This is a genomic window from Pelomonas sp. Root405 (assembly GCF_001425165.1).
Taxonomy (GTDB): domain Bacteria; phylum Pseudomonadota; class Gammaproteobacteria; order Burkholderiales; family Burkholderiaceae_C; genus Pelomonas.
The window spans coordinates 154,204-176,003 of record NZ_LMDU01000017.1 but is presented as its reverse complement, the minus strand read 5'-3'; the positions used below and the strand labels follow the sequence as shown (position 1 = coordinate 176,003).

The 21,800-nt window shown below is 65.1% G+C and carries 22 protein-coding genes; 14 read left to right on the top strand and 8 right to left on the bottom strand.

The features are described 5' to 3' along the window. Positions 1 to 9: 9 nt before the first annotated feature. The 6 genes from ASC81_RS25175 to ASC81_RS25150 form a co-directional block, all read right to left on the bottom strand. On the bottom strand, positions 10 to 1,212 hold the full coding sequence (locus ASC81_RS25175) for a glycosyltransferase (RefSeq protein WP_162245966.1): 1,203 nt from the start codon (positions 1,210 to 1,212) through the stop codon (positions 10 to 12). 13 nt (positions 1,213 to 1,225) lie between these two features. Next, positions 1,226 to 2,179: a glycosyltransferase gene (locus ASC81_RS27280; protein WP_162245965.1), complete on the bottom strand. Its 954-nt coding sequence runs from the start codon at positions 2,177 to 2,179 to the stop codon at positions 1,226 to 1,228. Between the two features lie 72 nt (positions 2,180 to 2,251). Then, positions 2,252 to 3,256: an EpsG family protein gene (locus ASC81_RS25165; protein ID WP_056273812.1), complete on the bottom strand. Its 1,005-nt coding sequence runs from the start codon at positions 3,254 to 3,256 to the stop codon at positions 2,252 to 2,254. Beyond that, entirely contained in the window at positions 3,253 to 4,662 is a 1,410-nt protein-coding gene (locus ASC81_RS25160; protein ID WP_056273808.1) for a lipopolysaccharide biosynthesis protein, read from the bottom strand. Before ASC81_RS25160 ends, ASC81_RS25165 begins: the two co-directional genes overlap by 4 nt. Before the next feature lie 6 nt (positions 4,663 to 4,668). Then, a complete protein-coding gene (locus ASC81_RS25155) occupies positions 4,669 to 5,772 on the bottom strand; it encodes a Wzz/FepE/Etk N-terminal domain-containing protein (protein ID WP_156392424.1) in 1,104 nt (367 codons plus the stop codon). Between the two features lie 2 nt (positions 5,773 to 5,774). Further along, the gene (locus ASC81_RS25150) at positions 5,775 to 7,547 is read right to left on the bottom strand and encodes an SLBB domain-containing protein (protein ID WP_056273805.1); all 1,773 of its coding nucleotides are present in this window, start codon (positions 7,545 to 7,547) and stop codon (positions 5,775 to 5,777) included. A gap of 465 nt (positions 7,548 to 8,012) precedes the next feature. On the opposite strand from ASC81_RS25150, the gene ASC81_RS25145 reads away from it, so the two are divergent. After that, positions 8,013 to 9,143 carry a glycosyltransferase gene (locus ASC81_RS25145; RefSeq protein ID WP_056273802.1) on the top strand — a complete coding sequence of 377 codons (1,131 nt, stop codon included), beginning with the start codon at positions 8,013 to 8,015 and terminating at the stop codon, positions 9,141 to 9,143. Positions 9,144 to 9,170: 27 nt separating this feature from the next. Further along, positions 9,171 to 10,652, top strand: coding sequence for a DEAD/DEAH box helicase (locus tag ASC81_RS25140; protein ID WP_056273799.1), 1,482 nt, complete (start codon positions 9,171 to 9,173; stop codon positions 10,650 to 10,652). On the opposite strand, the gene ASC81_RS25135 is transcribed toward ASC81_RS25140, so the two are convergent. Then, positions 10,649 to 11,410 carry an SAM-dependent methyltransferase gene (locus ASC81_RS25135; protein ID WP_056273797.1) on the bottom strand — a complete coding sequence of 254 codons (762 nt, stop codon included), beginning with the start codon at positions 11,408 to 11,410 and terminating at the stop codon, positions 10,649 to 10,651. The genes ASC81_RS25140 and ASC81_RS25135 overlap by 4 nt on opposite strands. Then, positions 11,407 to 11,982, bottom strand: a complete 576-nt coding sequence (locus ASC81_RS25130; protein ID WP_056273794.1) for a Maf family nucleotide pyrophosphatase — start codon at positions 11,980 to 11,982, stop codon at positions 11,407 to 11,409. Before ASC81_RS25130 ends, ASC81_RS25135 begins: the two co-directional genes overlap by 4 nt. Before the next feature lie 32 nt (positions 11,983 to 12,014). Between ASC81_RS25130 and ASC81_RS25125 the strand changes: the two genes are divergently transcribed. The 12 genes from ASC81_RS25125 (at position 12,015) to ASC81_RS25070 (ending at position 21,599) form a co-directional block, all read left to right on the top strand. Further along, the gene (locus tag ASC81_RS25125) at positions 12,015 to 12,566 is read left to right on the top strand and encodes a DUF177 domain-containing protein (protein ID WP_056273790.1); all 552 of its coding nucleotides are present in this window, start codon (positions 12,015 to 12,017) and stop codon (positions 12,564 to 12,566) included. Between the two features lie 191 nt (positions 12,567 to 12,757). Beyond that, complete coding sequence (gene rpmF / locus ASC81_RS25120; RefSeq protein WP_056204281.1) at positions 12,758 to 12,943, top strand: 50S ribosomal protein L32; 186 nt, start codon at positions 12,758 to 12,760, stop codon at positions 12,941 to 12,943. Positions 12,944 to 13,054: 111 nt separating this feature from the next. Continuing rightward, entirely contained in the window at positions 13,055 to 14,149 is a 1,095-nt protein-coding gene (gene plsX / locus ASC81_RS25115) for a phosphate acyltransferase PlsX (RefSeq protein WP_056273787.1), read from the top strand. After that, entirely contained in the window at positions 14,146 to 15,144 is a 999-nt protein-coding gene (locus ASC81_RS25110; protein ID WP_056273785.1) for a beta-ketoacyl-ACP synthase III, read from the top strand. The genes plsX and ASC81_RS25110 overlap by 4 nt, the downstream gene beginning before the upstream one ends. Positions 15,145 to 15,201: 57 nt before the next feature. Next, a complete protein-coding gene (gene fabD / locus ASC81_RS25105) occupies positions 15,202 to 16,149 on the top strand; it encodes an ACP S-malonyltransferase (protein WP_056273782.1) in 948 nt (315 codons plus the stop codon). Beyond that, positions 16,149 to 16,892, top strand: a complete 744-nt coding sequence (fabG, locus tag ASC81_RS25100) for a 3-oxoacyl-ACP reductase FabG (protein ID WP_056273780.1) — start codon at positions 16,149 to 16,151, stop codon at positions 16,890 to 16,892. The genes fabD and fabG overlap by 1 nt, the downstream gene beginning before the upstream one ends. Positions 16,893 to 16,981: 89 nt before the next feature. Continuing rightward, positions 16,982 to 17,221, top strand: coding sequence for an acyl carrier protein (gene acpP, locus ASC81_RS25095; protein ID WP_056204266.1), 240 nt, complete (start codon positions 16,982 to 16,984; stop codon positions 17,219 to 17,221). A 34-nt stretch (positions 17,222 to 17,255) separates the two neighbouring features. Then, positions 17,256 to 18,500 carry a beta-ketoacyl-ACP synthase II gene (gene fabF, locus ASC81_RS25090; RefSeq protein ID WP_056273778.1) on the top strand — a complete coding sequence of 415 codons (1,245 nt, stop codon included), beginning with the start codon at positions 17,256 to 17,258 and terminating at the stop codon, positions 18,498 to 18,500. Between the two features lie 204 nt (positions 18,501 to 18,704). Then, positions 18,705 to 18,932, top strand: a complete 228-nt coding sequence (locus ASC81_RS27450) for a hypothetical protein (protein ID WP_157581028.1) — start codon at positions 18,705 to 18,707, stop codon at positions 18,930 to 18,932. Continuing rightward, a complete protein-coding gene (locus tag ASC81_RS25080) occupies positions 18,929 to 19,513 on the top strand; it encodes a sigma-70 family RNA polymerase sigma factor (RefSeq protein WP_056273772.1) in 585 nt (194 codons plus the stop codon). Before ASC81_RS27450 ends, ASC81_RS25080 begins: the two co-directional genes overlap by 4 nt. After that, complete coding sequence (locus tag ASC81_RS25075) at positions 19,507 to 20,049, top strand: hypothetical protein (RefSeq protein ID WP_056273768.1); 543 nt, start codon at positions 19,507 to 19,509, stop codon at positions 20,047 to 20,049. Before ASC81_RS25080 ends, ASC81_RS25075 begins: the two co-directional genes overlap by 7 nt. Positions 20,050 to 20,129: 80 nt before the next feature. Beyond that, entirely contained in the window at positions 20,130 to 21,599 is a 1,470-nt protein-coding gene (locus ASC81_RS25070; RefSeq protein ID WP_056273765.1) for a Do family serine endopeptidase, read from the top strand. Positions 21,600 to 21,800: the final 201 nt, after the last annotated feature.

Genomic DNA, 21,800 nt, shown 5'->3' with positions numbered 1-21,800 from the left:
TTCTTGTCCTCAAATGGGCTGGCCGGCGGAGGGCGCGCCGACGAGCTCTGTGTAAAGCGCTAGGTAGGAATTCCAGACCTCGCGAATGTCGAATTCGCGCACGATGCGTTCGCGCTGCCGGGCGCCGAGGGCGCGCCGCTGCGCCGGAGAAAGCATGGCGACCTCCATGATGCACCCGGCCAGCGCTGCCGCATCCTGAACGGGCGCGATGTACGTGTCGTCGCCGAGAACGATGCGCGCATCGCCGCAGTCGGTGGAAACAGCAGGCGTCTCACAGGCCATGGCCTCGCCGAGCACGTTGGGAAAGCCCTCGGCCCGCGAGGACAGGCAGAACACGTCGAGCGCGCTCATGACGCGCGGGATATCGCTGCGCTCCGAATCGAGCACGAAGTGCTTGCACAGGCCGGCCTCGGCAATGGCCTGACGCAGCGCAGTGCTGTCGGGAATGCCGCGCCCGACCAGCACGAAGCGCAGTGCTGGCATGTGGGTGGCAGCGATCGCTGCAGCGCGGACGAAGGTGGCATGGTCCTTCTGCGGATCAAGCCGTGCGACCAGGCCGATCGCCACCTCATCGTCGCGCAGGCCCCAGGCCGCGCGGACCTGCCTGGCGCCGGCTTCGTCGCGCTTGAACACCGTGGTGTCGAAGCCGTTCGGAATGACCTGGAAACGATCCGGGTCGTAGCCCATGCGCGCGTGTGCCGGGATCGCGGCGCTGGCGTTGCACAGGATGCGAGCCGGAATGTGCCTGGAGAGCAGGCCGCAAGTGCGCACAACCGCTCGCGTGGTGCGGCCGATGTCTGCGCGCTCGAGGCCTGTCTGCCGGATGTTCCAGACGACCGTGCGGCCTGCACGCCACGCGGCGAGGCCACCAAGCAGGTCGGCGTGGTAGAGCCAGGTCTGCACGACGGTGGGCGGCGGCGTGCGGGCCAGCAGCGCGGTGAGCTGGCGCAGACAGGCGGGCAGCGACTGCAGCCCTGTCGCACCGAGCGCATCCACTTGGACGCCGGCCGAGTCAAGGCGTGGGCCAACCGTGCCGATGGTGCGCAGCGAGATCACGCGGTGAACGATCTCCGGCGTCACCGCACGCGAGGTGAGGATCAGCTTCTCGAGCATGGCCTCGGCGCCACCCTGCCTGAGATCGGTGATGACATGCAGGACCTCTGGCCTGCTCGGCCGAGCAGGGCCGGTTTGAGCATGCAGGGGCGGCGTCATGGACGGTCCGAGCTCAACGCGCATGCAGGCTCGCGACTGCTTCGCACCACTGGCTGGCAGCGACGGCCAGGCTGAATCGCTCGACGGCCAGTTTGCGCCCCTCGCGGCCCATGCGCTGGCGGCACGGTTCGTCGCCCATCAACGCGTCGAGCGCCTCCACCCAATCATCGGGGCTGCGCACGCCCAGGCCGACTTCCCGCATGCCGAGGATGTCGCGGTTCATGCCAAGGTCGGACACGACGACGGGTATGCCGCAGGCCATGTAGAGCAGCATCTTGTAGCTGCACTTGCCGAGCGACCAGGGACTGTCGTCCAAGGGCATGATGCCGATGTCCATGTCGGCCGTGAGGGCCGCTTCCGTGTCTTGGCTCCAGGCGTGGTACTCGACTTGGGCCGCTGGCAAGCGTTCCAGCGTGGGCGGCCGATCGGAGATGAAGCGCAGCCGCCAGTCCGGGTGGCGCCGCAGCAGCGCGGCCAACGCATCCTGTAGGGGCGCGAAATAACGGTAGCCGCCTGAGGTTCCTGACCAGCCGATCACGCGCGGCGTGGCGTCGCTGCGGGGAGCAGGGTGGAAGCGCTGCACGTCGACAGCCGTCGGAATGACCGACACAGGCTTCCCATAGCGGCTGAAGTGCTCGGCCAAATAGCTGTTGCCGACGACGAATTGGGTAGCCAGCTTCGCCAGGTGATGGGCCGCGTGGCCCCCGCGGTGCAGCCAGATGGCGTCGTCCACATCGGCGATCAGAGGCCGTCGAATCAGGCCCTCGACGGAGGGCAGCGTCGAAATTAGCTCGCGTTGCACGATGACGGCATCGAATGCGTTAGCTCGCAGTACGCGGTGTGTGGCGTCGGCCAAGGCTTGCGGCGCCCAGGCGAGCCGAGCCAGTCGGCCCGCTGGCGGGTAGGCGGAGGGCTGGGCTACCAGTTCACGGACGTTCAGCCCCTGCGCATGCCAGGCGGAGATCAACTGCCTGATCCGAAAACGTGCTGACGGAACATGGGCGCCTTGGGTGAGCGCAGCGATTCTGTTCATTCAAAGCTAGAGCGCCAGGGCAGCTACCCACGTATTGCGCAGCAGATTGGCGAGCACAAGCATGGACAAGAAAGCGCCGAGCGTACTTTTCAGTGGCTTTTGGATCCTTTGGTTCTCTGGAGCCTGCAAGTCAGCAAACATGCCGTAGTGCATCAGACACCAGCCAATCTCGAGCAGCCGGATCGAGATGGTGACCGCGGGCAGTACGGTACCCAACGACAGCGCCACAAATAGACCTGCCAGCGCGTGCACTCGGATGTCACTGGCGCGAGTGAGGCGTAACTGCGCCGCTAGGATCAGCACAGTGATTGTGGGAAACAACAATGCCGTGAGGTTGCCGCGGTTGTTCGTCAAGCCTTCGGCACGGACAAGGTCGGCTAGAAAGTTTGTGCCTACGAGAGTGAGCGCCGCTGCGACCGAGCTGAGCGCCAGGATGCTGACTCGGCTGTTCCATATCCTGCCGAATATCAGAAGGATGGCCGCCGGCAGCACGGAGATGTGCGACAGCGTAGCGAGAATGGCGAGGGGTGCACGCACCCAAACCGATTGTCGATAGGCGAAAGCGCATACCAATAGCGAGATCGCCAGCCCGGCGCGCATGGCAGCGAGTTCCAGCGCTGGCGCCAACAAGAGGATAAAAGTGCCCAAGTAGACGACCGCCCACCGCCCCAAGGGCAGGGCAGAAAAATATCGGCACGCCAGCGACGCTACGGCAAATAGCAGAAGTACCGAGGCGCTGTCCGCTAAGCCAAACAGATTGGTCGCATCGATGAACGCCAAGAACAGGGGATCTTTGGCCACATACAAGCGCACCGCGTATTCCAGTTCCTGGTTGGAACGCAGCGTTTCGATCAGCTCTATGTATTCGTCGTAATCGAACCCTCCCGTGCGCAGGCCGGCCGCGACCGCGAAACTCACCGCAAGGACTGCAAGTGTGGCTCGCGTCTGAAACCGGCTTGTGCTACGCACGAGCATCAGCGTGAAGGTGACAGCGAAGACGACGGCGATCATGCCAGCCTGGTCAAAAGGGTCTTTGCGCTATGAAACGCCAACAAGAACGTCACGACGAGTACCAATGCCTTTGTCAAGCCGATGGCGAAAGCCGCTTCAAAGGGATTGGGCACAGTGTTGGCTACGAGGAGCGCCAGCGCTGCCGCGAAGCTGGCGATAGCAAGCTCCCGTCCAACGCCAGCAAAGAGCCGGTCTGCACGCCCGAACCAAAGGCTGGCCGCCATGCCACAGCCAAAGGCGCAGGCCGAAGCCCACGCCGCACCCAAAGCCCCGAAGCGAGGAATCAGCAGGACATTGAGTGCCAGATTGATGCCAGCCATCAGCGCTGTCGTCAGAACTTGCATTCGCGTTGATTGACGCAGATGCAGCGCAATGTCGAAGCAGAAGGCTCGAAGACAGCTGAACGCCACTGCAAGTGCCAGGGGCGTCATGAGCGCCGCCGACTGATCCGCAACGCTTTCGCCAAGGACAAGGCTTGCAATCTCAGAGGCAAGACCTGAGAACATCACCACGGCGAGCGGTGCGACGAGCAGCATCGCTGACCTCAACGGGCGCAGCAACGTGCTGGCCGCCTCGGCGCCGCCTTGCTCCCACGCCGCGACGATTCTTGGGTAGGCAGCAACATAAAGAACGTTCAGGGTTGCGCCCATGGTGTGCTGGATAAGGTCGAAGGCGGCCCCGTAGGCGCCGACGGCGGCGGGGCCTTGCCAATGATTGAGCATGTATCGGTCCGCGGAATCTAGCGTCACGATCGACAGGTAGCTCAGTGAAAGTGGTAGGCCGAAACGCACGAGTCTGCGGCCGACATCTTGTTCTAGCGTTTGGCAGCCAGTGGCGTCCGCGGAAGGCCGCTGCGCGCCTAGCACAAGCACAGCGGCCACGCTGCCGATCGCGATCCCAGTGAGCGCTCCCGTGGCTTGGCCACCGCACCACACGGCGGCGATCGCCAAGGCAAACGCGAGCCAAGCGCGCGTGGCCAAGAGCCAACCGTAGCGCAACGTGTTCTGCTGCGCATTAAGGAGCTGGAGGTGGAGGTTATGAAATCCCAGTGCGACGCCCAGCGAGGCCGTCGCAATGATGAATGTGAATGGCGTGGAGCCGAATGCTGTGCTGCTTGCCAAGATCAAGGCGCCGAGTAGCACAACCGCACCGATGCTGGCGGCATGGCGGTACGCGGCGTCCAACAACCGATTGGGCGAGACGGTAGGGCTGGTATAGAACCGCCCCACCGAAACGTTTAACCATTGGAACCCAAGCGCAGCGATGACGTTGGCGGTTGAGATGCCCAAGGCATAGTGGCCGTACTGTTCTGGCGTCAGTAGGCGCGTCAGCAGCGTCAGGCTCAGCAAGGCCACGACGCCGTTGCCGGCGCGGAACAGGAAGTAGACGCTGGCCTGGCGCAGCACAACGGCTCAGCTGACGGCAGGTCGCGTTTGGTGCTTCCGCCAGAACCAGCAGCAGGCGAGCATGAAGCCAACATAGGCAACGCCAAGCGCCACGTAGAGCCGCTTAGGCTTGCTCTTGCGCTCCGGCGGCGTCGCCACGTCAATTACTTGGAAGACGTGATCGTCACGCGCCTCATCCACTTTCGCCACCTCGAACTGGCGCGCAAATATGTCAAACAGCGCCTCCTGGTACTTGTACTCGCGATACGCCGAAACGTAGTCCTGGTCGGATTGCGTCGACACCGGACGCTCTTGCCGGAGCAACTGCCCGCGTAGTTCGGTAACGATGCCCATCTGCTGCTGGACCTCAGCCGCGGCGTCGCTCATGCTGCGCCGAAGCGCTTGCAACTTGACCTCGGCAGCCGTCGCGAGAGCTTGCAAACGGGCGTAGGTTTCAGCCGCCGATTTCGGCTCGGACTTCAACGCTGTAGCGTTGAAGCCGCTTTTTTGCAGCGCAAGTTGGGCGGCACTCAGGTTTGCCTGCGTCTCCTTCAACTGTTTCTCAAAGAAGACCCGCCGCTGCTGGGCTTCTGTAAGGCTCAGCGTTTCAGTCAGGCTGCGCAGTTCCTGCAGATAGGTGTTCGCCATGTCGGCTGCGCGCTTGGCGTCGTGATCGTCCACTTCGATCGCGATGATCGTGTCTTTCTTTCCGACACCGAAGCGGGTGTTCATTGCGAGTTTCTTGCGAGCATCTTCCTTGTACTTGACGTCATAGACCTCAATGAGCGCAAATTTGTCGATCACGCGATCCGACAGGTTGACGCTGTGTAGCAAGCTGACGTATTGATCAGCCGGGCTCTTGCCGCCTCCTGTCACTGCGCCCGCCAGACCCGACAGAGCGCCCAAGGACGCGAGTGCTGCCGCCGCGATTCCGCCCTGCTGGGGTTGGGGACTGATAAACGATGTTCGCGCTGTATAGGTCGGAGGAATCAGGAAGCTGCCCGCCGCGCCGATGACGCCGCCGACGAAAGTCGCCGCAATGATCTCGCGCCAGTGCGGAGACAGAATGCGCAGCAGAGAGGGCCCCTCGCTCGGGGCTTCGGGCGTCATGCCAATCAAAGAACTGGTCATGTTCAGTTCCTCAGAGAGTTCAGAGCCGCTGCACCCAGACCGAACTGATAGAGGATTTGCGTCCACTCCCTTGCCTCTTGGCTGAAGGTGACCTTCGTGAGGTCTTCCGGAACGTATATCGTGTCTCCGGGCTGGGCGCTGACCGTCGCCAGGCCGGAGCCGGAACTGAACCAGCCACTGTTCTGCTGCATTGAACTCACTACATTGCCGTTTGCCCGGATGACGAAGGCGCTGCGGGAGTCGGCCCCCCGCGTCGGGCCTCCAGCCAGTCGTAGCATGTCCTCAATGCTGGCCCCTGCGCTATACGCATAGCTTCCGGAGTTGTAGACGCTGCCGAACACGCCGACTGTGGTCGGTCGTGATGGGATAGTCAGACGATCTCCGTCTTCGACCGCCAATTCAGGCAGGCTCGCCGCTGCGGGAGCGATCTGCATCACAACGCGGCCGGTCAGCTTGACCGCGCGTAGCCGTTCGATCAGCCGACCGGCTGTCTGGCCCCGGTTGCTAAGCGAGGCGGGATCCTCTTGAACTGCCGGCCCCCGCGGTTTGAAGGTGGCTCGCGCAAATTCGCTCTCGAGGTCGCGTATCGCGCGGTCGTACTGCGCCTGTTGCGTGAGGCGCACGCTTTCTCGGCTTAGCTCCGAGCCGTAGATAAACGCTGCAGGCGTCAGTCCTCCAGCGGCCTGGATCACATCGTTCAGCGTGCTGCTTGGCGGCAGTATGTATTCGCCGGGGCGTTGCACCTCACCATCGACCTTGACTCGCTTGTTCTGCTTGTGCTGCGGCAACACTGTGTCGAGTGCATTAAAGGCACGCACGATATCGCCGCCCTGTAGTGGCAAGTTGCCTTGCTGTGAAAGATTCAGTTCGATAACGCGGCCGTGGTTGCGCTTCTCGACGCTTTCGATGGCCACGCGTCCCCGGTCGGCTGCAGCACTAAGGCCACCGCCCATCAATATCAAGTCGTTGACGGTTTCGCCCCGCTTCAGCTCAAAAATAGCTTGGCGATTGACACTGCCGATCAGCGCGACTTGCTGCCCGACCGGACCGATGTGGAGGACGTCGTCGGCTTGCAGGAGGCGGTCACTGCTTCGGTCGCCTCGCAGCAGCAATTCGTAAAAATCGAATGTGCTGATGAGCTTGCCGCCGCGGCGGAGTTCCAGGCTGCGATAGCTGCCCGAACCTGACGGGCCGCCGGCTTGAATCACCGCGTTGACAATTGTGGACAGGCTGCTCACGATGTAGGCGCCGGGGCGCTGGGTGAAGCCGGTTACGTAGACACGGATGCTGCGAAGCTTCCCTAGCGACGCGCTGAGGCGATAGTTGCGGAACATTTGGCCGACGCGCTGTTCGATAGCGGCATTCAGATCGCTGTAGCGCACGCCAGCCACCAACACAGGGCCTACCCGCGGGATGTTGATGCGGCCACTACGGTCCACTGTTAACCGCAAATCGGCTTCGACGGTGCCCCACACCGTTACGAGCACTTCGTCCCCAATGCTGATCACGTAGTCTGGAGGGATTTGGCTCGACGTTTCTCCCATCGACGCCGCCGCCGGCCGCTGCCGTTCGTAGGGCTGCTGCAGTTCATAGGGCTGCGGCAAAGCCGGTGTCATCAGATCTGAGCCGAAGCGCCGAATCTCCACATCATCGCCAACCGCGCGCTGCACATAGCGCTCAAATTCGCTCTGCTGTGCGGCGCGGGCAGACAATTGCTCGCGGGTTAACGGCTGGCCGGGTATGGGTTGCAGCAGCATCTGCAATTGCAGCAGCATTTGTTGCTGCTGCTGAAGCACGGTCTCGCGCTGTGAAGGCGTCAGTGGCGCGGCATCGGGGCTTCCGGTCGTCGCAAGCCTATTTGGCGCTGTAAGCCGTACAGGTCCAACTGCGCTGGAATCGGAGTTTTCCTCCGCTGACATTGCCATGCTATGCAGGCCGAGGCAAGCGCACAAGGCGAACTCAGTCACACGCTTGAAAAGCCCGCTCCGGCCTACGCCCGCGTTTAGTCGTCCTGGAAAAAACGGTGTTCGATTTCTGGGCGCTCTTATGTTCATTGGCGAAGCTCATATGGATGGACTGCTTGCACGCGTCACATACACATGAGGACGGACAAGGCGGCGCGGATTCTAGCCAGCGCCTGAGCTCTGCTTCAGTGCGCGAATGCCTGGTGGCTACACTTCGATTTGAGTCGACAGGCGGGTAGGTCGCCGAAGTTTCTGACCCATGACCCGCTAAACCGCATGCTTCCTATCCTTGCACTGAGCTTTGCCATTGCGGCCGCCGCAACGCTGCTCATCATTCGCTCTTCGCACTTGCATGGTGCGCTGTCGGCCGACCACGACCTCTCGGGCCCGCAAAAGTTCCACTCCCGGCCGGTGCCGCGCATCGGCGGCTTTGCGATATTTGGCGGCTTCGCCGTAGGTACCGCCCTCCTGGCCTGGCGCTATCCGAGCATGAGGAACTCGGCGGCCTTGCTGCTGGTCTGCAGTACGCCGGCTTTTATCTCCGGTGTCATCGAGGACCTGACGAAGCGCGTCAGCCCGCTGCGCCGCATGCTTGCCACGCTGTTGGCCGCTGCCCTCGGGGCTTGGCTACTGGGGGCGCAGATCAAGATCACGTCCATTCCCGGCCTTGACCAGATCGCCGCGACTGCAGTGGGCGGCTACGTGCTGGCGCTGTTGGTCGTCAGCGGCGTATCCAATTCGATCAACATCATTGATGGCATGAACGGCCTGGCTTCAATGTGCTCGGCCATCATGCTGGCCGGCCTGGCCTATGTGGCCTTGCAGGCGGGTGACCCGCTCGTTGCCGCTATGGCGATCGCCGTCATTGGAGCGGTACTCGGCTTTTTCATGTGGAACTATCCATTCGGCCTGATCTTCCTTGGCGATGGCGGTGCCTATTTCCTCGGCTTCATGCTTTCGGAACTCGCCATCCTGCTGCTCGTGCGCAATCCCGACGTGTCGCCGATGTTCCCGTTGCTGCTGTGCGCCTATCCGGTCTGGGAGACGGTGTTCTCCATGTATCGCCGCAAGTTCGTGCGTGGCCGCCCCGTGGGCATGCCCGACGGCATCCATCTGCACAGCCTGATCTACCGCCGCCTGATGCGCTGGGCGCTCGGCAGCAAGGACGCGGCAGTGTTGACCCGTCGCAACGCGCTGACGGCACCTTATCTGTGGGTTCTTTGCAGCTTGTCGGTTGTGCCGGCCACCATCTGGTGGGACGACACAGTCATGCTGCAGATCATCCTGGGGCTCTTCGTCGTCAGCTATGTGCTGCTGTACTGGCGCATCGTTCGCTTTCGCACGCCGCGCTGGATGGTCCTCAATTCGCGTCCCGAACCGCAGCCCCCGGTGGCTCGACCAGAGTAGGTTTTCTTCATCCGGGATAATCGCCGGATGCAAGAAACCCCTGAGTCCGCAGTTGCGGTACCCGACGAGGCGCCCGCGCCTGCCCGCTTCGACACCCTGCCGCTGGACCCCAAGCTGCTCCGCGCGGTCGCCGATTCCGGCTACCTGACGATGACACCCATCCAGGCCAAGGCGATTCCCATCGTGCTTGAAGGCCGGGATGTCATGGGAGCGGCGCAGACCGGCACAGGCAAGACCGCGGCGTTCTCCATTCCGCTGCTTCAGCGCATGCTCAAGCACGAGAACCCGAGCGTTTCACCCGCCCGCCATCCGGTGCGTGCGCTTGTGCTGGCGCCGACGCGGGAACTGGCGGACCAGGTCGCCGAGAACGTCAAGAAGTACGCCAAGCACACGAATCTGCGTTCCGTGGTCGTCTTCGGTGGCATCGACATGAAGCCGCAAACCGCTGCGCTCAAGGCCGGTGTCGAGGTGCTGATCGCCACACCAGGCCGGCTGCTAGACCACATCGAGGCCAAGAACTGCGTGCTCAACCAGGTCGAGTACGTCGTCCTCGACGAGGCCGACCGCATGCTGGACATTGGCTTCCTGCCCGACCTGCAGCGCATCCTCAGCTACCTGCCCAAGACGCGCCAAACGCTGCTGTTCTCGGCGACGTTCTCTCCTGAGATCAAGCGCCTGGCGCAGAGCTATCTGCAGGATCCGATCCTTGTCGAGACGGCCCGGCCCAACCAGACCGCGGCGAATGTCGAGCAGCGCTTCATCGCCGCGACCGACGACGACAAGCGGGCGGTGGTCAAGCAGATCCTCAAGGAGCGTGCGATCACGCAGGCCATCATCTTTGTGAACTCCAAGCTGGGCGCGGCTCGCCTGGCCCGCACTTTCGAGCGCGACGGCTTGCGCACGGCGGCGCTGCACGGCGACAAATCCCAGGACGAGCGCCTGAAGTCGCTGGACGCCTTCAAGCGCGGCGAGGTGGACCTGCTTGTCGCCACTGACGTGGCGGCACGGGGCCTGGACATCGCCGACCTGCCAGCCGTCTTCAATTTCGACGTGCCATTCAACGCCGAGGACTATGTCCACCGCATCGGCCGCACCGGCCGTGCAGGCGCTTCGGGCCTGGCTGTCACGCTGGTCGCCAAGTCTGATGCACGCCTCGTGGCTGACATCGAGAAGCTGATCAAGCGCAAGATCGACCTCGACCCCTTCGAGCTGCAGGACAGCCGCCCGCCTCGTTTCGAGCGTCCGCGCAGTGAAGAGGTGATGGAGCGCGCGGAGCCGCAGCGGCCTGCTCGACCTGCCTATCGCCCGCCGGCGCCGGCCAAGGACCCCTTCTTCGACAAGCCCTACGAAGCGAGTTCGCGCGAGGAGCCGCCGACCTGGGAGAAAACCAAGGCCGCCTCACCGGCGGGAGGCATCGGCAAGGGCCTGTCCAGCTACATCAAGCCGAAGAAGCAGGTGGCCGCACTGTTCGGCGGCAAGCCCAGTTCCGCGGCGCCGTCCGATTCTTAAGCCAGGATCGAGAACACCGCCGGGATGCGGTCGGGCAGGGTAGTGCGATTGCTTCGCCAATCCGCCACCGTGGCGGTTTGCGTCCAGCCGTTGGGCAGCGTCAAGCCGACGCTGATTGACAAACGCGTGCCGGGCTTCAAGGCCGCCAGCAGTGCCTGGCGCATCGCCTCGTTGCGGTAGGGCGTCTCGATCAGCAATTGCGTTTGCTGGAACTTCGCCGACAGCGCCTCCAGTTCCCGGATGCGCGCGGCGCGCGGCGTCGCGTCGACCGGCAGATAGCCGACGAAGGCGAAGCTCTGTCCGTTGAGTCCACTCGCGGCGAGTGCGAGCAGCAGGGAGCTCGGCCCGGACATCGCCACCACCTCGATGCCAGCTTCATGGGCCAGCGCGACCAAGCGCGCACCGGGGTCGGCCACCGCAGGCAGGCCGGCCTCCGAGACCAGTCCCAGGTCGTGCCCGGCGAGTACGGGGGCCAGCAGCGACTGCCAGGCCGCTGTATCGTCCGCCGCCTGTTTGCCACCTTTGGGCGGACGCGGCAGTTCCGCGATCTGCATCGACTGCAGCGGCTGGGCCAAGGGTGCGATGGCGTCCACACGCTTGAGCAATGCCCGCGTCGTTTTCGCGTTTTCTGCAGCCCAATGCGTCAGCCGCGCGGCCTGCTCGATGACACGCTGAGGCAGCACCTCGCGCAAATCCAGGGAATCATCCACGCCGAAGTCCAGCGTGTTGGGCATCAGGATCAAGCGCCCGTTCTTCATGCCAGCGGCTCCAGGCCGGCCCGACGCAACAGCGCACAGGTGCGGATCAGCGGCAGGCCGATCAGCGCCGTCGGATCGTCGGACTCCACCGCCTGCAGCAGTGCGATGCCCAGGCTTTCGACTTTGGCGCTGCCAGCGCAGTCATAGGGTTGGTCAGCGCGCAGGTAGTGCTCGATGGCCGCCTCGCTCAACTCTCGGAATCGAACACGCACCTCGGCCCTCTCAATGGCCGCAAGGCCGGGGGCAACGACGGCGACGGCGGTCTGGAAGATGACCTCATGGCCGCTCATTCGCCGCAACTGTGCGACCGCAGCCTCGTGATTGCCGGGCTTGCCGATCGCCTCCCCGCCGAGATCGGCCACCTGGTCCGAGCCCAGGACGATGGCGCCCGGCCGTGTTCCAGCGACGGCGCGTGCCTTGGCCAGCGCCAGCCGTTCGGCCAGTGCCGCCGGCACCTCGCCGGGATGGGCGGTTTCGTCAACTTCGGGTGCGACGGCCTCGAAAGGCAGGCGCAGCCGGGCCAGCAATTCCTGCCGGTAGCGTGAGGTCGAGGCGAGGATCAACTGAGGCATCACGGCATTCTCGCCCGCCTAAACTCCTGGATATGAAATCGCGCGCCTTTGTTCCCGAGAAGCTCGATGTCGCCGCGCTGGCCCAAGACGACGCCAGTCTGGCGGGCGAATGGTCCGCCACGGTGCTTGAGCGCCTGGCCGACTCGGCCGCCCCCGAAGCTCCTGCCGCCGGCTGGCCCGCTTTGCGGTGGAGCCTTCACGGCGAAATGCGGCAACCCAAGGCCGGCAAGCCCCAGACCTGGCTCCATCTGACAGCGGGGGCTCAGGTCGCGCTGACCTGCCAGCGTTGCCTGAAGCCCGTGCACGAAGACATCGCGGTTGACCGCTGGATTCGCTTCGTCGACACGGAGGCCGAAGCGGCCGCGCTGGATGTCGACAGCGATGACGATGTACTTGCCCTACCGCGCCATCTGGATGCGCGTGAGTTGATCGAAGATGAACTGCTGCTCGCGCTGCCTCTGGTGCCGCGCCATGACGTCTGCCCTGAGCCGCTGACCCATGTGGACGACGAGCCGGAGCCCGAAGTGGAGGAACGCCCCAATCCCTTCGCCAAGCTGGCCGCGCTGAAGCGCCGGGACGGCTGAAGCCATGTCCAGGCCAGCCCATGCAGGCTCTAAATCAAGTCAGGCTTGGCGATCTGGTCATCCACTGCTACACTCGCGGGCTTTTCTGCGGCCTGGAGTTCGAGCTTTATTCTCGCTCCCCGGGGTGGTGCCTTCAAAGGGCCCAAGTCCCCATGGTCCGCCCCCAAATCCCGCAGAGTCTGGAGAATTTCATGGCTGTTCAGCAAAACAAGAAGTCGCCTTCAAAGCGCGGTATGCACCGTTCGCACAATGCGCTGGTCACCCCGGGTACCGGCATCGAGCCGACGACCGGCGAAGTGCACCTGCGTCACCACATCAGCCCCACCGGTTTCTACCGTGGGCGCAAGGTGCTGAAGAGCAAGGCCGACGCGGCCTGATGGTGCCGGGTGCCGCTTGCTGCGGCGCCGCCCGACTGAAGAATCTACCGACCCGGCCTGCGTACCGCGCAGCGCCGGGTTTGGTCTTTGTGGCTCACAAAAACCACTGATATGACCTCGCCCCTGCCCGAACCGATCCGGTTGGCCGTCGACTGCATGGGCGGCGACCACGGCCCGTCGGTGACGCTGCCGGCCTGCCGCGCCTTCCTCGACAAGCACCCCGGCGCTGAACTTCTCCTCGTCGGCAAGCCCGACGAGCTCAAGGCTGCCGCGGCCTGGCCGCGCTGCCGCATCGTCGCAGCCAGCGAAATCGTCACGATGGAGGATTCGGTCGAGGTGGCTTTGCGCCGCAAGCGCGACTCGTCGATGCGGGTCGCCATCCAGCAGCTTAAGGCCGACCGGGACGGCAATCCAGCGCTCGCCCACGCCTGCGTGTCGGCCGGCAATACCGGGGCGCTGATGGCGGTGGCCCGCTATCTGCTGAAGACGTTGGACGGCATCGACCGCCCGGCCATCGCCACCGTCATGCCCAACCAGCGCGGGCGCTTCACGACCGTGCTGGATCTGGGTGCCAATGTCGACTGCACCGCCGACCATCTGCTGCAGTTCGCCGTCATGGGCAGTGCCCTGGTGTCTGCGGTCGAGGGCAATGAAGAACCCAGCGTCGGTCTGTTGAACATCGGCGAAGAGGCCATCAAAGGCAGCGAGACGATCAAGCAGGCAGCCGAGTTGCTGCGCGCGGCCGGTGCGGCCGGCCAACTGAACTTCTTCGGCAACGTCGAGGGCAATGACATCTACAAGGGCACCACGGACATCGTCGTCTGCGACGGCTTTGTCGGCAATGTCATGTTGAAAACCTCCGAAGGCCTCGCCACGATGATTGGCGCCTTCATCAAGGAGGAGTTCAGCCGCAATCTGCTGACCAAGGCGGCCGCCGTGGTCGCAATGCCCGTGCTGAAGGCCTTCAAGCATCGCGTCGACCATCGCCGCTTCAACGGGGCAGCGCTGCTGGGTCTGCGTGGGCTGGTGTTCAAGAGCCATGGTTCGGCCGATGCCTTCGCCTTCGAGATGGCGCTGGCCCGCGCTTATGATGCCGCCCGCAACCGGCTGCTTGACCGGGTCCACGACCGCATCGTCGCCATGCTGCAAGCCAAGGTGATCGATGCTGGAGACAACGCGGCGATCACCGTCGCGCAGGCCGCATGAGCCCTACTGGAATCCACACCCCTCGCTATTCCCGCATCCTCGGCACCGGCAGCTATTTGCCTGCCGACCGCGTGACCAACCAGGACCTGGCCGCGCGTCTTGCGGCCGACGGCATCGAGACCTCTGACGATTGGATCGTCGAGCGCACCGGCATCCATGCGCGCCACTTCGCGGCCCCCGACCAGGCTGCCAGTGACCTGGCCTTCCCGGCGGCGCAAGCCGCGCTCGAAGCCGCCGGCATCATTGCTGAAGAGATCGACCTCATCATCGTCGCCACGTCCACGCCGGACATGGTCTTCCCGTCCACCGCCTGCCTGCTGCAGAAGAAGCTGGGCGTGCACGGTTGCGCGGCCTTCGACGTGCAGGCCGTCTGCTCGGGCTTCGTCTACGCCCTCAGCGTGGCCGATTCGATGATCAAGAGCGGTGCGGCCAACAAGGCCCTCGTCGTGGGTGCCGAGGTGTTCTCGCGCATCCTCGACTTCAAGGACCGCACGACCTGCGTGCTGTTCGGTGACGGCGCCGGCGCCGTCGTGCTTGGTGCGAGCGCCGAGCCGGGCATCCTCTCGACCGAGTTGCATGCGGATTCGCGGCATGTCGACGTGCTGTGCACGCCCGGTACGGTCGCTGGCGGCCAGGTTGTGGGCAGCCCGTTTCTGAAGATGGACGGCCAGGCGGTCTTCAAGCTAGCCGTCGGCGTGCTGGAGAAGGTCGCCCGCTCCGTGCTCGACAAGGCCGGCCTGACGGAGGCCGACCTGGATTGGCTCATCCCGCACCAGGCCAACATCCGCATCATGCAAGGCACGGCCAAGAAGCTGAAGCTGGACTTGAACAAGCTCATCGCCACCGTCGACGAGCATGGCAACACCTCCGCCGCCTCCGTGCCGCTGGCGTTGGACGTCGCCGTGCGCAGCGGGCGCATCCAGCGCGGCGAGACCATCATGCTGGAGGGCGTCGGCGGGGGCTTCACCTGGGGCGCGGCCCTGCTGAAATACTAGCCGTCTACGCGCTGCCGCACCGGCAGCTCCGACCGCTGTTGATTTGGAACTGATCTCATGACTGCACCTTTCGCCGTTGTCTTTCCCGGCCAAGGCTCGCAGGCCGTCGGCATGCTCGACGCCTGGGGCGACCATCTGGAAGTCCGCCGCACCCTCGAAGAGGCGTCCGACGCCCTCGGTGAGGACGTGGCCGCGCTGATTCACGCCGGCCCCAAGGAGCAGCTCGACCTGACGACCAACACCCAGCCGGTCATGCTGACGGCCGGCATCGCCTGCTGGCGCGCTTTTGTCGCCGAGACCGGCGCGGTGCCCGTCGCCGCGGCTGGCCATTCGCTGGGTGAGTACACGGCCCTGGTTGCCGCCGGTGCGTTGAGCCTGGCCGACGCGCTGCCCCTGGTGCGCTTTCGCGCTCAGGCGATGCAGGAAGCCGTGCCAGTCGGCGCAGGTGCCATGTACGCCATCCTGGGCCTCGACGGCGACGCGGTGCGCGCGGGTTGTGCCCAGGCGGCGGACGAGACAGGCGAGGCCGTTGAAGCGGTCAACTTCAACGACCCCAAACAGACGGTGATCGCCGGCAGCAAGATTGCAGCAGACAAGGCCGCCGAAATCCTGAAGGCCGCTGGCGCCAAGCGCGCACTGCCACTGTCCGTGTCCGCCCCCTTCCATTCCAGCCTGATGAAGCCGGCGGCCGAGCGGCTCAAGGAGAGGCTGGCCACGGTGCAGTTCCGGCCTGCGGTCTTTCCGGTCATCAACAACATCGACGTCGCGATCACCGGCGGCGACGATGCGCTGCGCGACGCGCTGTACCGCCAAGCCTTCGGCCCTGTGCGCTGGGTAGAGGTCGTGCAGGCGCTCAAGAGGCAGGGCGTGGGCCACATCATCGAGGCCGGCCCCGGCAAGGTGCTGACCGGCATGGCCAAGCGCATCGACGCCGAACTGCAGGCCGCCTGTGTCTTCGATCCCGCCTCGCTCGCCGAGGCCCGTAATCTCCTCGGGGGTGGCTGATGAATGAACCGCTGAGCAAGGGCGTCGCCCTCGTGACCGGCGCCAGCCGCGGGATCGGTCGCGCGATTGCGCTGGCTTTGGCCAAAGAAGGCTGGCGTGTCGTCGGCACGGCCACGTCTGAGTCCGGCGCCGCCGGCATCACCGAGGCGCTGGCTGCGCAAGGCGGCCGCGGCATCGTGCTGAACGTGACCGACGCGGCGGCCAGCCAGGCTGCCGTGGACGAGATCGTCGCCAAGGAAGGCGGCCTGCATGTCTTGGTCAACAACGCCGGCATCACCCGCGACGGCCTGTCCATGCGGATGAAGGACGACGACTGGGATGCCGTCGTCGATACAAATCTGAAAGCGGTCTTTCGCCTCGCCCGCGCGGCCACCAAGCCGATGATGAAGCAGCGTTCGGGCCGCATCATCAACATCACTTCGGTCGTCGGCGCCTCCGGCAATGCGGGCCAGGCCAACTACGCGGCGGCCAAGGCCGGCGTCGCAGGCCTGACGCGTTCGCTGGCCCGTGAACTGGGCAGCCGCAACATCACGGTCAATTGCATCGCGCCGGGCTTCATCGCCACCGACATGACCGAAGTGCTGCCCGAGGCGCAGAAGGCCGCGCTGCTGTCGCAGATCCCCCTGGGCCGCTTGGGTGCGCCCGAGGAGATCGCCGCAGCGGTCGTCTTCCTGGCGTCACCGGGCGGTGCTTACATCACCGGGTCTGAGCTGCATGTCAATGGCGGCATGTACATGGGCTGATTTGGCCCGGGAGTCCTGATTTAGGGACGCCCATCTAGAGCCCTTAGAATGCCGGGCTGTTTTCTGCAAACCCCTCCCGGAGGAGTGTCATGAGCGATATCGAAGCACGAGTCAAGAAAATCATCGCCGAGCAACTTGGCGTGGCGGAAGCCGACGTCACGAACGAGAAGGCCTTCGTTGCCGACCTCGGCGCCGATTCTCTGGACACCGTGGAACTGGTGATGGCCCTCGAAGACGAGTTCGGCATCGAGATCCCCGACGAAGAGGCCGAGAAGATCACCACCGTGCAGTTGGCGATCGACTACGCCGTCAAGCACCAGAAGGCCTAAAGGCCTTTTTTCTCGCAACTCTGATCCGTACCGCATGAGCCGTCGCCGCGTCGTCGTCACCGGTCTTGGCCTGATCAGTCCCGTCGGCAATACCGTTGCCGAGGGCTGGGCCAACATCCTCGCCGGGCGTTCCGGCATTGCCACCGTCACCCGCTTCGATGCCAGCAACATGGCGTGCCACTTCGCGGGCGAGGTCAAGGGCTTCAAGATCGAGGATTACATCCCCGCCAAGGAAGCCCGGCACATGGATAACTTCATCCATTACGGCCTGGCGGCATCCATGCAGGCGGTGCGCGACGCCGGTCTTCCGACCGGTGACCAACTGACGGAAGAACAGGCCGAGCGCATCGGCGTGCTGGTCGGGTCCGGTATCGGTGGCCTGCCGCTGATCGAGGACACCAAGACCGAGCTGGTGAACCGCGGCCCGCGCCGTATTTCGCCTTTCTTCATCCCGGCCTCGATCATCAACATGATCTCAGGCCACGTCTCCATCCAGTTCGGCTTCCAAGGCCCCAACCTGGCGATCGTGACGGCCTGCACAACGGGCCTGCATGCGATCGGTGAAGCCGGCCGCCTCATCGAGTATGGCGATGCCGACGTGATGATCGCCGGTGGTGCCGAAGGCGCGGTGTCGCCGCTGGGCATCGGCGGTTTTGCCGCGGCCCGGGCGCTGTCCACCCGCAACGACGACCCCGCGACCGCGTCCCGCCCCTGGGACAAGGACCGCGACGGTTTCGTGCTCGGCGAAGGTGCCGGCGTGCTGGTGCTCGAAGAGTACGAACACGCCAAGAAACGTGGCGCCAAGATCTACTGTGAATTGGCAGGCTTCGGCATGGGCGCGGATGCCTTCCACATGACCGCGCCGAACGTCGACGGCCCCAAGCGCTCCATGCGCGCGGCGCTGCGCAACTCGGGGCTGAATCCTGACCAGGTCAACTACATGAACGCCCATGGGACGTCCACGCCGCTCGGCGACGTGAACGAGACCAATGCGATCAAGCTGGCCTTCGGCGACCACGCCAAGCAGATGGTCATCAGCTCGACCAAGTCCATGACCGGCCACCTGCTCGGCGGCGCGGGCGGCATCGAGTCGGTGTTCACCGCCCTGGCCATCCGAGACCAGGTCGCCCCGCCGACGATCAACATCTTCAACCAGGATCCCGAGTGCGACCTGGACTACTGCGCCAACGAGGCGCGGCCGATGAAGATCGACGTCGCGGCGAAGAACAATTTCGGTTTCGGCGGCACCAACGGCACGCTGATCTTCAAGCGCGTCTGACGACGCTGCGCCCCGGCGATGCGCCGCACGCCGCCGGTCGCCGTGCAGCTGCAAGCCCAGCCGGCTGTTCAGGGTCTCGTTGCCTTGATCGCGACGCTGGCCTGCGGCGGCCCTGCCGCCGCGGCGATCGGTCACCAACCGCTCGCGTGGCCCCTAATGCTTGCCGCGCCTTTGGCCGCTGTCTGGGCTTGGCGCGCAGCGTCCGTGCTGCCGCGCCGCCTGCGCTGGGATGGCCAGGCGTGGTGGCTGGCCGAGCCCGGCCGCTCTGACGAGGCCGAGGTGCAGCTGGCCGTGCTGATCGACCTGGACACCTGGTTGCTGCTGCGCGCCAGCCCCGGCCCGCGCTGGCTGCCGTTGTCGCGCCGCCAGCAGCGGGCGCAATGGACGGCGCTGCGTGCGACGCTGTTCTCAGCCCCGCAGGCGCCGCAATGAGTGACGCCGACGCCGACGCGCTGCTGGTCCGCGAGGCGCAGGCGGGCAGCCGTGCCGCCTTCGACATGCTGGTGCTGAAGTACCAGCGCCGTGTCGAGCGACTGCTTTCGCGCAGCGTGCACGACCCCGCTGACGTCGCCGACCTTTGCCAGGAGGCGTTCCTGTCGGCCTATCGCGCGCTGCCAGCCTTCCGCGGCGAGAGCGCCTTCTACACCTGGATCTACCGCATCGCGATCAATGCCGCCAAGCGTCACCGCGCCCGGCGGCGGCCGCTCGAATTACTGGACGACGACGGGGGAACTTTCGGCACCGATGCGACTCCAAGCGACGATGCGACCCCTGAAGCCCTGCTCGCAAGCCGCCAATTGGCGCGAGAGCTGGACGAGGCGGTCGAGTCCCTGGCCGAGGACCAGCGCCGGGCGTTGCTGCTGCGAGAGGTGGATGGTTTGAGCTACGAAGAAATCGCCGATCTGCTGGCTTGCCCAGCGGGCACGGTGCGCTCGCGAATCTTTCGCGCCCGCGAGGCCGTCGCTGCGCGGCTGCGGCCGCTGCTAGGCGATAGAGGAGGGCGGCGATGGTGACCGCTGTCGACGACCGCGTGGGTGAGGCCTTGTCCGCCGTCATGGACGGCCGGGCGACGCCGGCGGAGTGGGCGCGCGTCAACGCGGCCTGGGCGACTGATCCGGGCCTGCGCGAGCGTTGGGCGCTTTGGCAGGCGGCGGCAGACGCCCTGCGCTCGGCGGAGTTGCCGGGCCGGCACCGTGAACCGGAGGCGCTGCTTGCGGCACTGCACGCGCAGCTGCCGACGCCGATTGCCGAGCAGCCACGCCGGCGCTGGTTCGCGCCCTTTGCGGTGGCGGCCAGCTTTGTGGCCATGGCGCTCGGCGTCAGTGTGTTGGGACCAACACCCACACCGGACGCCGTCGTCGCTGCAGCGCCCGCCGCGCCACCCCGTGCGCAAGGGCTTAGCGGCCTGAGCTTTGCTCAGACGGCGGCTGGCCGTACGCTGCCGGTGGTGGGTGAGCGGGAGGCCGGCTTGCCCGGCGATCAATCGCCGGAAACCATCGACTGGGGCTTGGCTCTGCCCGAGCCCGCGGCTTCACAGCCGGCCCGTTGAAGCCGCGTCCTTGAAGCGCCGCCCTGCCACCCCATCTGCTGCTTTCGTCCTGCCTCTCGCTGAACCCCTGGAAATCAAACATGCACGCTGAGACCCGCCTCCATCCCGCGCGCGCGCGCTTCCTGCTTTCAAGCACGGTCCTGGCCTTTGCGCTGGCGCTGGGCCAGGCGCCCGCCACGGCGCAGACGCGAGAGTTGCCGGACTTCGCCGCACTGGTCGAGCGTGTCGGCCCGGCCGTCGTCAACATCCGCACTGCCGAGAAGGTCAAGATGACCGAGGGTCAGGCGGAGATGAACGAGCAAATGCAGGAGTTCTTGCGCCGCTTCGGGATCCCCGTGCCCAACCAGCGCCGCGGTGCGCCGCGAGGTGGCGGCACGCCCGACGACGATGGCCCGATGCGCCGCGGCGTCGGCTCGGGCTTCATCCTCAGCGCCGATGGCTATGTGTTGACCAATGCTCACGTCGTGCAGGGCGCCGACGAGGTCATCGTCACGCTGACCGACAAGCGCGAGCTCAAGGCCAAGCTCATCGGCGCTGACCAGCGGTCCGACGTGGCCGTCGTGAAGGTCGAGGCCACCGGCCTGCCATTCGTCAAGGTTGGCGACAGCGACCGGGTCCGCGTCGGCGAATGGGTCATGGCCATCGGCTCGCCTTTCGGCCTCGAGAACACCGTGACGGCCGGCATCGTCAGCGCCAAGCAGCGCGACACCGGCGACCTGCTGCCGCTGATCCAGACCGACGTGGCCATCAATCCCGGCAACTCGGGCGGGCCGCTGGTGAATCTGCGCGGCGAGGTGATCGGCATCAACTCGCAGATCTACAGCCAGAACGGTGGCTACATGGGCATCTCGTTCGCGATTCCCATCGGCGAGGCGATCCGCGTGGCTGACGAGCTACGCACGGGTGGCCGCGTCGTGCGCGGCTATCTGGGGGTGCTGCCCGACGACATCACCAAGGAGGTTGCCGAGGCCATTGGTCTGGGCAAACCGCAAGGTGCGGTGATTCGCTCGGTCATCGCGGGCAGCCCGGCCGAGAAAGCCGGCGTGGAAGGTGGAGACGTGGTCACCAAGGTTGACGGCAAGATCGTCGACAAGGCGGCCGACCTGCGCCGGCTGGTGGCCAATGTGAAGCCCGGTGCCAAGACGACGCTGACGGTGTTCCGCCGAGGTGCGACCAAGGATCTCGTCGTCACCATCGGTGAGGACGAGCGCAGCAGGAAGCCGGGCGGCAGCGCGGAGAGCAGCGCGGAGCCAGCGCCCGCCGCTTCTGCGCCCAGCGCAGCGCTGGGCCTCAAGGTGTCGGAGCTGACCGAGGCGCAACGCAAGGATCTCAAGCTCAAGGGTGGCGTCAAGGTGGATGGCGCGACCGGAGCCGCTGCGCGCGCCGGCCTGCGTGAGGGCGACCTCATCTTGTCGGTGGACAACGTCGAAGTGCCCTCGGTCAAGGTCTTCCAAGCCCAAATTGCCAAGGCCGACAAGGCCAAGGTCATCAATCTGGTGGTTCGCCGGGACGACGTTGTCAGCTTCGTGCTGCTTAAGCCAGGGCGCTAGCCCTGGAGAACCTTTGCTCGAAGGTCGGGCTTTCCGCGATGCGGCAAGCCCGATTCGGACCCTCCACAGGTTGTCCACCGTTTGGCGAAGTTGGCACCGGCTAACTTGAGGGCCGGGTGGCGGATTGTTCGCGCCAGCCGCTAAAATGGGTTCTCGGCTTGTTCGAAAAATGACGTTCCGCGGTTGAATTCCCAGCTTCTC

Coding starts and splice junctions, on each gene's coding strand:
- ASC81_RS25175 (WP_162245966.1), bottom strand. CDS start 1,212: ATGACGCCGCCCCTGCATGCTCAAACCGGCCCTGCTCGGCCGAGCAGG.
- ASC81_RS25165 (WP_056273812.1), bottom strand. CDS start 3,256: ATGATCGCCGTCGTCTTCGCTGTCACCTTCACGCTGATGCTCGTGCGT.
- ASC81_RS25155 (WP_156392424.1), bottom strand. CDS start 5,772: ATGACCAGTTCTTTGATTGGCATGACGCCCGAAGCCCCGAGCGAGGGG.
- ASC81_RS25150 (WP_056273805.1), bottom strand. CDS start 7,547: ATGCTGCTGCAATTGCAGATGCTGCTGCAACCCATACCCGGCCAGCCG.
- ASC81_RS25145 (WP_056273802.1), top strand. CDS start 8,013: ATGCTTCCTATCCTTGCACTGAGCTTTGCCATTGCGGCCGCCGCAACG.
- ASC81_RS25140 (WP_056273799.1), top strand. CDS start 9,171: ATGCAAGAAACCCCTGAGTCCGCAGTTGCGGTACCCGACGAGGCGCCC.
- ASC81_RS25135 (WP_056273797.1), bottom strand. CDS start 11,410: ATGAAGAACGGGCGCTTGATCCTGATGCCCAACACGCTGGACTTCGGC.
- ASC81_RS25130 (WP_056273794.1), bottom strand. CDS start 11,982: ATGCCTCAGTTGATCCTCGCCTCGACCTCACGCTACCGGCAGGAATTG.
- ASC81_RS25125 (WP_056273790.1), top strand. CDS start 12,015: ATGAAATCGCGCGCCTTTGTTCCCGAGAAGCTCGATGTCGCCGCGCTG.
- rpmF (WP_056204281.1), top strand. CDS start 12,758: ATGGCTGTTCAGCAAAACAAGAAGTCGCCTTCAAAGCGCGGTATGCAC.
- plsX (WP_056273787.1), top strand. CDS start 13,055: ATGACCTCGCCCCTGCCCGAACCGATCCGGTTGGCCGTCGACTGCATG.
- ASC81_RS25110 (WP_056273785.1), top strand. CDS start 14,146: ATGAGCCCTACTGGAATCCACACCCCTCGCTATTCCCGCATCCTCGGC.
- fabD (WP_056273782.1), top strand. CDS start 15,202: ATGACTGCACCTTTCGCCGTTGTCTTTCCCGGCCAAGGCTCGCAGGCC.
- fabG (WP_056273780.1), top strand. CDS start 16,149: ATGAATGAACCGCTGAGCAAGGGCGTCGCCCTCGTGACCGGCGCCAGC.
- acpP (WP_056204266.1), top strand. CDS start 16,982: ATGAGCGATATCGAAGCACGAGTCAAGAAAATCATCGCCGAGCAACTT.
- fabF (WP_056273778.1), top strand. CDS start 17,256: ATGAGCCGTCGCCGCGTCGTCGTCACCGGTCTTGGCCTGATCAGTCCC.
- ASC81_RS25080 (WP_056273772.1), top strand. CDS start 18,929: ATGAGTGACGCCGACGCCGACGCGCTGCTGGTCCGCGAGGCGCAGGCG.
- ASC81_RS25075 (WP_056273768.1), top strand. CDS start 19,507: ATGGTGACCGCTGTCGACGACCGCGTGGGTGAGGCCTTGTCCGCCGTC.
- ASC81_RS25070 (WP_056273765.1), top strand. CDS start 20,130: ATGCACGCTGAGACCCGCCTCCATCCCGCGCGCGCGCGCTTCCTGCTT.